At 70.7% G+C, this 13,493-nt stretch carries 10 protein-coding genes; 5 read left to right on the forward strand and 5 right to left on the reverse strand.

Annotated elements, in window-relative coordinates; genetic code table 11:
• Nucleotides 1–18: 18 nt before the first annotated feature.
• The 3 genes from WFQ05_RS10510 to WFQ05_RS10520 form a co-directional block, all read right to left on the reverse strand.
• Complete coding sequence (locus tag WFQ05_RS10510) at nt 19–717, reverse strand: hypothetical protein (protein WP_337053756.1); 699 nt, start codon at nt 715–717, stop codon at nt 19–21.
• A gap of 71 nt (nt 718–788) precedes the next feature.
• Nucleotides 789–1,247, reverse strand: coding sequence for a DUF2214 family protein (locus WFQ05_RS10515; RefSeq protein WP_337053759.1), 459 nt, complete (start codon nt 1,245–1,247; stop codon nt 789–791).
• Nucleotides 1,248–1,348: 101 nt separating this feature from the next.
• Nucleotides 1,349–2,992 (reverse strand): NAD(P)/FAD-dependent oxidoreductase, encoded by a 1,644-nt coding sequence (locus WFQ05_RS10520; RefSeq protein ID WP_337053760.1) that lies wholly within the window; start codon nt 2,990–2,992, stop codon nt 1,349–1,351.
• 75 nt (nt 2,993–3,067) lie between these two features.
• Between WFQ05_RS10520 and WFQ05_RS10525 the strand changes: the two genes are divergently transcribed.
• The 5 genes from WFQ05_RS10525 (at nt 3,068) to WFQ05_RS10545 (ending at nt 11,604) form a co-directional block, all read left to right on the forward strand.
• Nucleotides 3,068–4,708 (forward strand): CHASE2 domain-containing protein, encoded by a 1,641-nt coding sequence (locus WFQ05_RS10525; protein ID WP_337053761.1) that lies wholly within the window; start codon nt 3,068–3,070, stop codon nt 4,706–4,708.
• 120 nt (nt 4,709–4,828) lie between these two features.
• Nucleotides 4,829–6,955: a M13-type metalloendopeptidase gene (locus WFQ05_RS10530; RefSeq protein ID WP_337053762.1), complete on the forward strand. Its 2,127-nt coding sequence runs from the start codon at nt 4,829–4,831 to the stop codon at nt 6,953–6,955.
• A gap of 102 nt (nt 6,956–7,057) precedes the next feature.
• Nucleotides 7,058–9,154, forward strand: a complete 2,097-nt coding sequence (locus WFQ05_RS10535) for a M13 family metallopeptidase (RefSeq protein WP_337053763.1) — start codon at nt 7,058–7,060, stop codon at nt 9,152–9,154.
• A 102-nt stretch (nt 9,155–9,256) separates the two neighbouring features.
• The gene (locus WFQ05_RS10540; RefSeq protein ID WP_130522942.1) at nt 9,257–9,490 is read left to right on the forward strand and encodes a hypothetical protein; all 234 of its coding nucleotides are present in this window, start codon (nt 9,257–9,259) and stop codon (nt 9,488–9,490) included.
• Between the two features lie 86 nt (nt 9,491–9,576).
• Nucleotides 9,577–11,604: a M13 family metallopeptidase gene (locus WFQ05_RS10545; RefSeq protein WP_130522943.1), complete on the forward strand. Its 2,028-nt coding sequence runs from the start codon at nt 9,577–9,579 to the stop codon at nt 11,602–11,604.
• 72 nt (nt 11,605–11,676) lie between these two features.
• Here WFQ05_RS10545 and WFQ05_RS10550 read toward each other — a convergent pair whose 3' ends face one another.
• Nucleotides 11,677–12,342 (reverse strand): rhomboid family intramembrane serine protease, encoded by a 666-nt coding sequence (locus WFQ05_RS10550; protein ID WP_130521239.1) that lies wholly within the window; start codon nt 12,340–12,342, stop codon nt 11,677–11,679.
• 250 nt (nt 12,343–12,592) lie between these two features.
• Complete coding sequence (locus WFQ05_RS10555) at nt 12,593–12,940, reverse strand: MGMT family protein (protein WP_130521236.1); 348 nt, start codon at nt 12,938–12,940, stop codon at nt 12,593–12,595.
• Between the last annotated feature and the right edge of the window lie 553 nt (nt 12,941–13,493).

Consider the following 13,493-nt stretch of genomic DNA (forward strand, 5'->3'; position numbering starts at 1 on the left):
CAAGGCCCACGCCAGGCACTAATGCGATGCGGGCTTGAGCCGCGCCTCGCACAGCCCCTTGGGCGTCCAGTCCTGGACCACGGTCGTGGCCGGCTGCGTGGCGTCGTGCAGGATCAGCACCAGCCCGCGGCGCAGCCGATCGCCGGTGGCCATCAGCGCCATCGGCGGGCCGCCCGGAATGATCCGTCCGGTGTCGCCCGGCCGGTCCAGGACGATGCCCTGCGGCGTCTCCAGGCAGGTCTCGCCGCTGAGCGTGAACCAGGCTTCCGGCCCGGAGTGCACATGGGTGCGCGAGACCATGCCGGGCGTGAACACCGCCTCCATGTACTGCGCCGCATAGGCGTGGCGCGGATCGACCGGCAGCGGCCCGATGCTGGCGCGATGCGTCGCCCCGGCCGGCGGCGTCCAGTCCTTGCCGGCGATGGTCATCAGCCAGACCTCGTCCAGCGATTCGAGCACCAGACCGTTGGGCGAGCGCGCTACCTCGGCGCTGGCGCGGTCGGGGAAGCGGTCGATCTGCCAGTACGGCGGCTGCGGCAGGGGGTCGACCGGTTGCTCGCCGATGATCCAGCACCCGACCTCACCGGTGCGCTCGGCCACGGGCCGGCAGCCCTGCGGCGGCATGGGATGCGCCATGGGGGTTGGCGCGGCGGCCGGGGCCGGCATGCTCACCGCCAGCCAGACCGCCAGCGCGGCGCCGATGCCTGTCACTCGCATGCGCTGCCTCGTCTCATCAAAGGTCTCCCACGACAACGCGCGGGACCATCAGACAAGGCCAGCGCGCGCGATCAGACCCGCAGCCCGCCGTAGCGCGCCATGCCGGCGGCCAGCACGAAGATCAGCGCGATCAGCCCAAGCTGGAAACGGATCGCCCCGCGCACCCGGGCGGTCTCGGCCGGCGACGGCAGGAAGGCGGCATCGCTGGTCAGCGCGCGTCGCCAGCGCAGGAAGCGCAGCGTCGGCCACAGCGACACCAGCGCGGCCAGGACGAAGCAGCCCAGTTTGGCGTGGAACCAGGGGTTGTGCAGATAGAAGTCGGCGCCCTTGATGCCGCCGAACACCCGCCACAGGCCCGCCCCCAGCAGCAGCCCGGCCGTCAGCCCATAGCCCCGATCCAGCCGCAGCAGCCGGCCGACGCCGGCCGCGTCCAGCGGCTGCGACAGCAGCACCGATTCGGCCACGAGCATGGCGATCAGGCCGAAAAGCAGCAGGTGATGCAGGGCGGCGAGCGCGAAGTCCATCCACATGGCGGCAGCTTCCGGCGGAGTCGGCCGATACTGGACGCCGCCGGCCACCCCAGGCAGTGCCGGTTGTCACCAAATGCACGCGTCGCGGCGCTCGCGGCAGGTCAGCGCAGGTCGCCGATGATCACCTGGGCGGCATTGTGGCCGGGCGCGCCGGTGACCCCGCCGCCGGGATGGGTGCCGGCACCGCACAGATAGAGACCGGGAATCGCGCCGCGATAGTCCGCCTGCCCCAGCGCCGGGCGCGCGGCGAACAGCTGGTTGAGCGTCAGCGCGCCATGGAAGATGTCGCCGCCGATCAGGCCGAAGTCGCGCTCCAGATCCAGCGGGCTCTTGATCTGCCGGCCCAGGACCGAGGCGGCGAAGCCCGGCGCGTAGCGCTCGACCGTGGCGATCATCAGGTCGGCCACTTCCTCGCGATGGTCGTCCCAGCTGCGGCCGTCGGGCAGCTGCGGGGCGACGTGCTGGCAGAACAGGCTGGCCACATGACAGCCGGGCGGTGCCAGCGTGTCGTCCAGGGTCGAGGGGATCAGCAGTTCGACGATCGGCGCGCGCGCCCAGCCGTGCGCCCGCGCGTCGAGGTAGGCGCGGTCCATGTAGTCCAGCGACGGCGCCAGGATGATGCCGGCGGTGAGGTGATCGCCCTCGCCGGGCAGCGCGCTGAAGGAAGGCAGCCGCGCCAGGGCGACATTCATGCGGAAGGTGCCCGAGCCGCAGCGCCAGTGCGCCATGCGCTCGGCGGTGGCCGGCGGTACGTGCTCGGCGCGCAGCAGGCGCTGGTAGAGCAGCTTCGGGTTGACGTTGGCCACCACGCAGCGCGCGCGCAGCGCCTCACCGGTGTGCAGCAGCACGCCGACCGCGCGGCCGCCTTCGACCAGGACCTCCTCGACGCCGGCTTCGGTACGGATCGCGGCGCCGGCCGCACGCGCGGCGGCGGCCATGGCCTGGGTGATCGCGCCCATGCCGCCGATGGCATGGCCCCAGGCGCCCTTGACGCCCTCGACCTCGCCGAACACGTGATGCAGCAGCACATAGGCCGTGCCCGGCGTGTACGGGCTGGCGTAATGGCCGACCACGCCGTCGAAGCCGAACAGCGCCTTGATCGGCGCGCTCTCGAACCAGCGGTCCAGGTACTCGGCCGCCGAGAGCGTGAACAGGTCCAGCAGCTCCTGGCGCAGCGTCGCGTCCAGCGTCATCAGCCGGCGCCCGAGCCGGGCGCCGCGCAGCAGTTCGGGCAGCGCCTTCCACCAGCCCGCGTCGGTGACGTTGGGCGGCGGCTGCAGCGCCAGCGCGCGCAGCACGTCGGCGATGGCCTCCAGCCGTGCCTCGTAGCCCGGCAGGGCCTGAGCGTCGCGCGCGGAGAACTTGGCCACCTGCGCCTGGGTCTGGCCGGCGCCGGTGAGCAGGTACTGGCCATCGGGCAGCGGCAGGAAGTTGCCGCGCCGGCGCGGGACGATGCGCAGGCCGTGACCGCGCAGGTCGAGGTCCTCGATCACGCGCGGCTGCAGCAGCGAAACGGTGTAGGACGCCACCGAGTTGCGGAAGCCCGGATGGAATTCCTCGGTCACCGCCGCGCCGCCGACCACGCCGCGGCGCTCCAGCACGGTGACCCGCAGCCCTGCGCGGGCCAGATAGGCCGCACAGGTCAGGCCGTTGTGGCCGCCGCCGACCAGCAGCACGTCGCAGGGCGGCGGGCTCACGCGCCGCGATTTTCGTGACGGCTTGTACAGTTTGTGGCTGGCCTGCATACACTCGTGCCGATCGTGGGACACCCCGCGCGAGGCTCCGGACATGCCGATCCCCAACGGAAGATCCAGCGTAGCGTGAACACGCGCTCCGTCCCAAACCGTGGCGCGCGGCGGTGGCTGGCCGGTCGCGCCGGCGTCGGCGCGCGCCTGCTGACGGTGCTGGGCGCCGCCGCGCTGGTGGTCCTGCTGACCCTCTCGCAGATCACCGCACCGCTGGATGCCGCACTGTTCGACACCCTGGCGGCCGGGCGCGTGCGGCCGGCCGATGCGCGGGTGGTGGTGATCGCCATCGATGCGGACAGCGAGCGCCAGCTCGGCCCGTGGCCCTGGCCGCGGCGCGAACTGTCCGCGCTGGTGGACCGGCTCTCGGCCGCCGGCACCCGCGCGGTCGGGCTGCAGTTGCTGCTGGCCCAGCCGAGCCTGTTCGATCCGCAGGGCGATGCGCTGCTGGCCGAGGCGATCGCCCGCAACGGCGGGGTCGTGCTGCCGGTGGTGCCGGACCTGCCGCCGGCGCCGCAGCCGGCGACCGCGCTGCTGCCGGCCGGCGAACTGATCCAGGCCGCCGCCGGGCTGGGCCATGTGGACGTCGAGGTCGACCGCGACGGCATCGCCCGGCGCCTGCCGCTGCGCGCCGGCCTGGGCAACGCGCGCTGGCCCGCCTTCGCCAGCGCGCTCGCGGCCTTGGCCGGGCGCGATGCCCGCACGCCGGCCGCAACGAGTCCAGCGACCTCCGTGCCGCCTGCCGCTTGGCCAGCACAGGCGCACTGGGTGCGAAGCCAGACCGTGCTGCTGCCCTACCCCGATGCGCAGACGCGGATCGCCCACGTCTCGGCGGCCGGCGTGCTGGACGGCCGCGTGGGCGCCGACGCGCTGGCCGGACGCGTGGCGCTGGTCGGCCGGCTTGACGCGCCCACCGAGCGCCTGCGCGCGCCCGGCGGGCGCACCCTGCCCGCGCTCGACGTCCAGGCCAATGCGCTGGCGCGGTTGCTGGAAGGCAACGCCATCTGGCCGATGCCGGTCGGCGCGCAGGCGCTGCTGTCGATCATGCTGGTCACCCTGCCCTTGCTGCTGCTGGGCCTGCCCGGCCTGCGGCGGCTGTGGGCGCCCATGGTCGTGGCCATGGGCGTGACCGCGCTGCTGTGCTGGGCGCTGCTGATGGCGGGCGCGTGGTTTCCACCGATGCCGGCGCTGCTGGTGCTGGCCATCGGCCTGGCCGCGGGCGGCGTGCGCGCCTGGCGTCGCGTGCGCCAGCGCGGCCTGACCGATCCGCAGACCGGCCTGGCCAACCGCGCCGGCTTCGACCTGCGCCTGGAGCAGGCGGTGCGCCGCGCCCGCCGCCGGCGTGCGCCGCTGTCGCTGTTGCTGGTCGAGATCCGTCCCGGCGCGTCCTCGGCCCAGGACAGCGGCGAACTGGCCGCCGCCGTGGCCGGCGCCCTGCGCCTGCGCGCGCAGGGAGCGCACGACCTGGCCGCGCGCCTGGACGCCGGGCGCTTCGCCGCGCTGCTGGGCGGCGCGCAGGCGCATGTGGCCGCGCTGGTCGCCACCGCGCTGCAGGCCGACCTGGAGGGCCGCCCGGGCCGCGCCGGCCCGGCCACCGCCGGCCAGCCCCTGCGCATGGGCCTGGCCAGCCTGCAGGCCGAGGACCTGCAGGGCGCCGACCTGTTGCTGCGCGCCACCCGCGACCTGGTGGCCGTGCGCGAGCCCTTCGCACGCTGAAGCGGCGGCGCGGGCCATGACCTTCGACACCCCGCGCCTCCCCGACCGGCGAGCTACAGTCGCCCCCTTGCCCGCCCCCGTGGGGGCCACCGGCATCGCCAGTCCCGAACGGAAGCCCCAGTGAACCTGTCCCAGAAGACCCCGCTCCTGCTGTCCCTATCCATCGCCGCCGCCCTGGCCGGCTGCAACAAGGCGCCGCCCGCCGCGCCTGCCACGGAGGCCGCCGCGCCCGCCGCCGCAGCGGCGCCGGCCGCCCCGCCGGCCCTGGCCGTGGATGTCTCCAAGCTGCCGGCGTTCAACGCCTTCCAGCCCACCGACCTGGGCCCGGCCGATGCGGCGTGCAAAGACCTCAACGCCTACGCCAACGCCAAGTGGCTGGCCGCCAACCCGGTGCCGGCCGACCGCACCAGCTGGGGCAGCTTCGAGGTGCTGAGCGAGCGCTCGGAAGCGGTGCAGCAGCAGCTGGCCGAACAGGCCGCCTCCGGCACCGACGCCACGGGCGTGACCAAGATCGTCGGCGACTTCTGGGCCACCGGCATGGACCGCGCCAAGATCGATGCGCAGGGTCTGGACCCGCTCAAGGACACGCTGGCCGCCATCGACGGGCTGAGCGACACCGCGCGCATCACCGACTACCTGCGCAGCGAAGCGGCGGCCGGGCGCAACCCGCTGTTCGGCTTCGGCGCCAGCCCGGACTTCAAGGACTCCAGCGTCAACATCGCCTACGCCTTCCAGGGCGGCCTGGGCCTGCCCGATCCGGAGTACTACACCAAGGCCGACAACAAGGCCAAGCTGCAGGCCTACCAGGCGCACATCGCCCGCACGCTGGAGCTGGCCGGCGTCCCGGCGCAGGCCGCGGCCACGCAGGCCGGCGAGGTCATCGCCTTCGAGACGCGCCTGGCCAAGGTCTCCAAGACCAGCACCGAACTCTCGCGCGACGCCAAGCTGTCCTACAACCCGGTCACGCTGGAGCAGGCCGACAAGCTCACCCCCAACTGGTCCTGGAGCGCGTTCTTCGAGTCCCAGGGCGTGGCCGCGCCGAAGCAGTTCTCGCTGGCCATCCCGGCCTTCCACCAGGAGGTCTCGGCGATGCTGGGCGATACCGCCCCGGCGACCTGGCAGGCCTACCTGCGCTTCCACGCCATCGACGACGCGAGCCCGTACCTGAGCCAGCCCTTCGTCGATGAGCACTTCGCCTTCTGGAACAAGACCCTGCGCGGCCAGCAGCAGATCCGTCCGCTGCCCAAGCGCGTGCTGGCCACGCTCAACCGCCAGGCCGGCGAGACCCTGGGCCAGCTGTACGTCAAGGCCGCCTTCCCGGCCGAGGCCAAGGCGCAGATGGAAACGCTGGTGGGCAACCTGCGCACCGCGCTGAAGGCACGCATCGAGAAGCTCGACTGGATGAGCGAGGCCACCAAGGCCAAGGCCATCGAGAAGTGGAACACCTTCACGCCCAAGATCGGCTACCCGGACAAGTGGCGCGACTGGTCCGGCCTGCATACCAGCCGCGACAGCTACATCGGCAACGTGCTGGCCGCGCAGGCGTTCAACTACCGCTACGAGCTGTCCAAGATCGGCAAGCCGGTGGACCGCACCGAGTGGGGCATGACGCCGCAGACGATCAACGCCTACTACAACCCGCAGCAGAACGAGATCGTGTTCCCGGCCGCGATCCTGCAGCCGCCGTTCTTCGATCCCAAGGCCGACGCGGCGCTCAACTACGGCGGCATCGGCGCGGTGATCGGCCACGAGATGACCCACGGCTACGACGACCAGGGCAGCCGCTTCGGGCCGTCGGGCAACTTCATCGACGATCCGGGCTGGTGGACGCAGCAGGATTTCCAGGCCTTCAAGGCGCGCGCCGCTGCGCTGATTGCCCAGTTCGACGGCTACACCACGCCGCAGGGCAAGGTCAGCGGCCAACTGACCCTCGGCGAGAACATCGCCGACCTGGGCGGCCTGAACACCGCCTTCGATGCGATGCAGGCGGCCAACGCCGGCAAGGAGGATCCCAAGATCGATGGCCTGACTCAGGACCAGCGCTTCTTCCTCAACTGGGCCACGGTGTGGCGTCGCAACTTCAAGCCCGAGGAGCTGGCCGTGCGCCTGAAGACCGACCCGCACGCCCCGGCCCAGTTCCGCGCCATCGGCGCGCCATCGAACATGCCGGCCTACGCCGCCGCCTTCGCCTGCAAGGCCGGCGATGCGATGGTCCGCGACGACGCGCACCGCGTGGTGATCTGGTAGCCCCTTCCCTCACGGCGAGGCGCACAGGCGCCTCGCTTCTTCGCCCTCTTCGTGCCCAAGCGGCACCTTCCAATGCCCCTTGCGGGCTGTGAGTCCAACGACGTGAACGCACCGAAACTGATCGCCCTGTCCCTGGCCGTCGCCACGGCCCTGTCCGCCTGCAAGCAGGACAAGCCCGCCGAGCCGGCCGCCTCCGCGCCGCCGCCGGCCACGGCCGCCACCGCGCCGGCCACTCCGTCCTTCGACGTGTCCGAGCTGGACAAGAACATCGACGCCTGCAACGACTTCAACGGCTTCGTCAACGCCAAGTGGGTCAAGGCCAACCCGATCCCCGACGATCGCACCAGCTGGGGCGCGTTCAACGCGCTGGCCGAGACCAGCCTCAACACCCAGCACGAGCTGGTCGAGGCCGCGGCCAAGAACACCAGCGCGGCCAGCGACAGCGTCGAGCACAAGATCGGCGCGCTGTACGCGGCGGGCATGGACGAGGCCACCATCGACAAGCTGGGCTACACCCCGATCCAGCCGACCCTGGACGCCATCGCCGGGCTGAAGACCAACCAGGACGTGGTCAAGTACATCGTCGACCGCTACGCGCAGGGCGACGGCCAGGTGTTCGAGTTCGGCGCCGGCGCCGACTTCCAGCACGCCGACAAGCAGATCGCCTACGCCAACGAGGGCGGCTTGGGCCTGCCGACCAAGGACTACTACACCGATCCGAAGTACGCCGACATCCGCGAGGCCTACCAGGCCTATATCGCCAAGTCCTTCGAGCTGACCGGCACGCCGGCCGATGCGGCCAAGGCGCAGGCCCAGCAGGTGTTCGACCTGGAGAAGTCGCTGGCCGCCGCCACGCTCTCGCCGGTGGATGCGCGCGACCCGAAGAACCAGTACCACTTCGTCACCGTGGCGCAGGCCGACAAGGTCACCCCGCACTTCTCCTGGGAGAACTTCTTCAACGCCCAGGGCGTGAGCATCGACCAGGGCTTCTCGCTGTCCCAGCCCAAGTTCTTCGCCCAGTTCGACAAGCTGCTGGTCAGCGCGCCGACCGCGCAGTGGCAGGCCTACCTGCGCTTCCACGCCATCGACGGCGCCGCCAACGCGCTGAGCAAGCCGTTCGCCGACGCCAGCTTCGACTTCTGGGGCAAGACCCTGTCCGGCCAGCCGCAGCAGAAGCCGCGCTGGAAGCGCGTGCTGGGCTCGGTCAACCACGCCATGGGCGAGGGCCTGGGCCAGCTGTACGTGGCCAAGGTGTTCACCCCGGAAGCCAAGGCCCGCGCCACCGAGCTGGTGGACAACGTGCGCAACGCGCTCAAGGCGCGCATCGAGAACCTGGACTGGATGAGCGCCGAGACCAAGGCCAAGGCGATCGCCAAGTGGGATACCTTCCTGCCCAAGATCGGCTATCCGGACACCTGGCGCGACTGGGCCGGGCTGCAGATCAAGGGCGGTGACTACTACGGCGACCTGCAGGCCGCGCAGAAGTTCAACTACCAGTACGACATCGCCAAGATCGGCAAGCCGACCGACCGCAAGGAATGGGGCATGACCCCGCAGACGGTCAACGCGTACTACAACCCGACCGACAACACGATCAACTTCCCGGCCGCGATCCTGCAGCCGCCGTTCTTCGACGCCAAGGCCGACGACGCGCTCAACTACGGCGGCATCGGCGCGGTCATCGGCCACGAGGCCAGCCACGGCTTCGACGACGAAGGCAGCCAGTTCGACGGCGCCGGCAACAACGTCAACTGGTGGACCAAGGAAGACCGCACCAAGTTCGAGGAGCGCACCAAGAAGCTGGTGGACCAGTTCAACGCCTACTCCCCGATCGAGGGCAAGCCGGACCTGCACGTCAACGGCCAGCTGACCCTGGGCGAGAACATCGCCGACCTGGGCGGCGTGAACGTGGCCTACGACGCGCTGCAGACCGCGCTGAAGCAGCACCCGGAAGAGGCCGGCAAGCAGATCGACGGCTACACCCCGGACCAGCGCTTCTTCCTCAACTGGGCCCGCGTGTGGCGCGGCGCGGTGCGCGAGAAGCAGGCCATCGTCTACCTCAACGCCGATCCGCATGCGCCGATGTCCCTGCGCGCCATCGCCGCCCCGTCCAACATGCCGGCCTTCGCCAGCGCCTTCCAGTGCAAGGCCGGCGATGCGATGGTCCGCCCGGACGACAAGCGCGTAGTGATCTGGTAAGCCTGCGTCACCGCTTCAACGCTGCACCGAAGGCCCGGCTCGTCCGGGCCTTCGGGTTTTCGGGCACCATGCAACAGGACACCGCAACACGCAGGGATGCCCATGCCACTCGATGACCTGGCCGGAGACGCACTTGGCGGGATCTGCCGATTCATTGGGCGGATGCTGGTCGAACTGGTGCTTGAACTCCTGATCAAGGGCGTCGGCTACGGCGTGCTGGGCCTCCTGCGGCCCGGTCGCGAGCAGTCGGACACCGTGGCAGCCGTGGTCGGTCTGTTGACCTGGATCGTGGTCATCCTCGCAGCCGTCGGCCTATGGCAGGCGCTGCGCAGCTGAACCGCTGAACGCGTGCGAAGTTCTTGCACCGGCGATCACCGGCGCATTGCTAGAATCCGCGCCTTCGACCACCTAGAAGTCTCAAGATGACGCCTTTGCGCCACGCCCGTACGCCCTCCCTGCTCGCCCTGGCCCTGCTCGTCGCGCTGGGCAGCGGAGATGCCTTCGCCCAGAAGAAGTCGAAGAAGGCGCCCGCCAAGAAGGCACCGGCGGTCAGCGCCGAGTGCACCGATTTCTATGCCGCCGCCAACGCCGACTGGCTCAAGGCCAACCCGCTGCCGGCCGGCGTGGGCGCCATCTCCGCGCTGGGCAACATGCGCGACTACAGCCTGCAGCAGCAGAAGGCGCTGCTGGACGGCGCCATGCAGTCCCCGCAGGGCAACGTGCAGAAGCTGCTGGGCGACTTCTGGGCCAGCGGCCTGGACGAGGCGGCCGTCGAGGCCGACGGCGCCAAGCCCATCGCGCCGCTGCTGGACCGCATCAACGGCATCAAGAAGAACAAGGACGTGCCGGCCGCCATCGCCGCCCTGCACCAGGTCGGCATCCCGGTGGCGTTCAACTTCAGCCCGGACGTGGATCTGAAGGCGCTGGACCGCCACATCGGCTACTTCATGCAGGGCGGCCTGGGCCTGCCCGACCCGGCCTACTACACCCGCGGCGACGCGCCCACGCGCGAGCTGCTGGGCCGCTACCGCGCCTACGTCAAGCAGATCCTGGCCCTGACCGGCACCCCGGCCGACCAGCTCGACGCGCAGTCCGCCCAGGTCATCGACCTGGAGACCCGCCTGGCCACCGCCTCGCGCCCGCTGGAGCAGCTGGCCAACCCGTTCAACAACTACGCGCCGGTCCCGGTCGCCGACCTGAAGAAGCAGTACAAGGCGCTGCAGCTGGCCGACTTCCTGCAGGCCCAGGGCGTGAAGGACGACACCGTCTCGCTGGCCGACCCCAACCTGTTCGCGCAGCTGGACACGCTGGTCAAGAGCCTGCCGCCGGAGCAGTGGAAGGCCTACCTGCGCTGGCGCGTGGGCGATGCCATGGCGCCGTACCTGGCCAAGTCCTGGCGCGATGCGTCCTACAACTTCCGCGGCCGCGTGCTGGAAGGAAAGACCCAGCCCGACGAGCGCTGGGTGTCGGTCCTGGAGGCGATCAACACCGCCGCCGGCCCGATGCTGGGCCGCGAATACACCGCGCGCTACCTGCCGCAGACCACCCGCGAGCAGGCCGATGCCATCGCCAAGGGCGTTCGCGACGCGCTCGACCGCGCCCTGGACCGCAACGCCTGGATGAGCCCGCAGGCCAAGACCGAGGCCAAGGCCAAGCTGGCCAAGCTGGATATCGAGATCGGCGCGCCCAAGCGCGATCTGGACTACACCGTGCAGCCGATGGGCCGCGGCAGCTTCGGCGGCAACATGCTCATCGCCAGCACCTGGCGCCACCGCGAGGAGATGAAGCGCATCGGCCGCGGCAACGCCGAGCGCCGCTGGAACGTGCTGCCGCAGCAGCCGGCGCTGGCCTACGACCTGGCCCAGAACCGCCTGATCGTCACCGCCGCGGTGCTGCAGCCGCCGGTGTTCGACGCCAAGCGCGATGTGTCGGCGCTGTACGGCGCCTTCGGTTCGCTGGTCGGGCACGAGATGACCCGCGGCTTCGACGCCAAGGGCCGCATGATCGACGCCAGCGGCCAGCTGCGCGACTGGTGGACCCCGGCCGATGTGACCGCCTGGACTGCCCTGGGCGCGCGGGTGACCAGCCAGTACAACGGCTATGCCTACCCGGGCCTGACCGCCACCAAGGTCAACGGCACGCTGACCCGCGATGAGGACCTGGCCGACCTGTCCGGCGTGGAACTGGCCTGGGACGCCTTCAGCGCCGCCCAGCCGGCCGCCAACCCGGGCGCCAAGCAGACCTTCTTCCGCAGCTGGTCGCAGCTGTGGGCCCAGCAGGTCGCCCCGCAGGAGGCTACGCTGCGCCAGGCCAGCGACACCCATGCCCCCGGCCCCGTGCGCAGCGATGCCACGCTGCAGAACCAGCCGGAGTTCGGTGCGACCTTCGAGTGCAAGGCGGGCAATCCGATGGTGCGCCCGGCGGCCGAGCAGATCGGCATCTGGCGCTGAGCGGCTTCGCTTCCTGAGCAATGAAAAACGCGGCCCTCGGGCCGCGTTTTTCTTTTGCATCTACGCCTGGCGCTATCGCACCACGCGGAAGCGCGAGTTGCCGCCGCGCCCACCGCCGCGCTTGAACGGCGGCTGCCCGCGCCAGTAGCGGATCAGCAGCCAGCCGAACAGCATGCCGCCCAGGTGCACGAAATGCGCCACGCCTGGCTGGCGCCCGGTGTAGGCGAAGAACAGCTCCGCCGCGCCGTAGATGATCACCAGCGTGCGCGCCTTGATCTCCATCGGGATGGGAAACACGATCATGCGCTGGTTGGGGAACAGCATCCCGTAGCCCAGCAGCAGCGCGAAGACCGCGCCCGACGCGCCCAGCACCGGCACCGGCGGCTGGCCCTGCATCAGCAGCAGCGTGCCGACGATCACCTGCAGCACGTTGGCGCCGACCAGGCTGACCAGGTAGTAGGTGTAGAAGCGCTTCTGCCCCCACACCATCTCCAGCGCCGAGCCGAACATCCACAGCGCCAGCATATTGAAGAACAGATGCGGCAGCCCGGCATGCATGAAGCCGGCGGTGACCAGCTGCCAGGGCATGAAGCCGGCCCCGTCGTAGAACTGGCCCGCCCCGATCGGCCACAGCAGCAGCCGCGCGGTGAGCGCATCGGGCATCACCATCTGCAGCAGGAACATCGCCACATTGGCGATCAGAAGCGCCTGGGTCGCAGGCTGCAGTCGCGGAAACATCGAAGGCCTCGAAGCGGGAGTGGGAAGCGGGACGCATGATACGTGCGGCCGGCTGAGCGCTCGCGCAAGCCTGTGGGGTGCCAGGGCCGGGCCGGACCGTCGGTTGGGCATGCGTCGCGCCGACGGTGGCGCCCTTCGCAACGGCGGCTCGAGACGCGCGGTGCGTCCTTTGCACGCGAGGGCCAGCCCCGCGTAAGACGAGGTCAGCCAGGACTGCCGGGTGGCCGGGAAGAAGGCGCGGCGCCTGGACTCAGCCGATGCCCCAGATCTGCTCGTCCACGCTGGCCGCGGCCTGCTGGCCGACCACCTTGCCCTTGACCACGCGCACGCCTTCGGCGCGCAGCCGTTGGCTCTGCTCGCGCCAGCCGCGGCTGCCTTCCTCGAAGGCGATGGAGCCGTCCGAGCGCAGGATGCGATGCCAGGGCAGGTCCGGCGCGCCGTGCTTGCGCAGCACCTGCGCGACCAGCCGCGCCCGGCCCGGCAGCCCCGCCCGCCGCGCGATCTCGCCGTAGCCCGCCACCTGGCCTGCCGGCACGGCGCGGATGGCCTTCAGGATGGCGGTGGCGCGCGCTTCGGGGGTGGAGAGGTCGGGGGGCATGGACTGGAGTTTAGCCCTGCCCCGCAGCTGGGTTTAGGTGTTACGGCGTGCGCTTTCCTGAAAGCAAAAGCTTTCGTGCGGCTTCGCCGCCCGACCTACCTTTCTTTGCTTGTGCAAGAAAGGTAGGCCAAAGAAGCGCTTTTCCACAGACGAATGTCTGGTCAAACACACCCGGGCGGTGGGCTTTTCGCTCCGCCAAATGTCCGCTCCGGCCGCCGGGAATTTTTGGAAGGGACATCCATGTCCCTTCCAAAAACGACGCGCGTCCTGCGCGTCGCCCTTCGGGTTTGACCCGTCGTCCTCCGCCCGACCTCAAGGGGGGTAGGCAACAGCAGAAGCAAGAACCAAAGCAAAAGCCAAAGCACGACGGCTTCGGCTGTTGCGGTTGCTTCTGCTTTGGACTTTCAGATCCCCGTGAGGCACGGCGGAGGGGCGAGGACAAGACCCGCAGGGCGCCGCACATGGATGTGCGGCGTTTTCCGAGGGGACAGGATGTCCCCTTGGAAAATCCCTCGCCCCGGAGCGGACCAGCGCGCAGCGCAGGCGTGCCGCC

The organism is Pseudoxanthomonas sp. USHLN014 (genome assembly GCF_037153335.1).
In the GTDB taxonomy this organism is placed as follows: Bacteria; Pseudomonadota; Gammaproteobacteria; order Xanthomonadales; family Xanthomonadaceae; genus Pseudoxanthomonas_A; species Pseudoxanthomonas_A winnipegensis.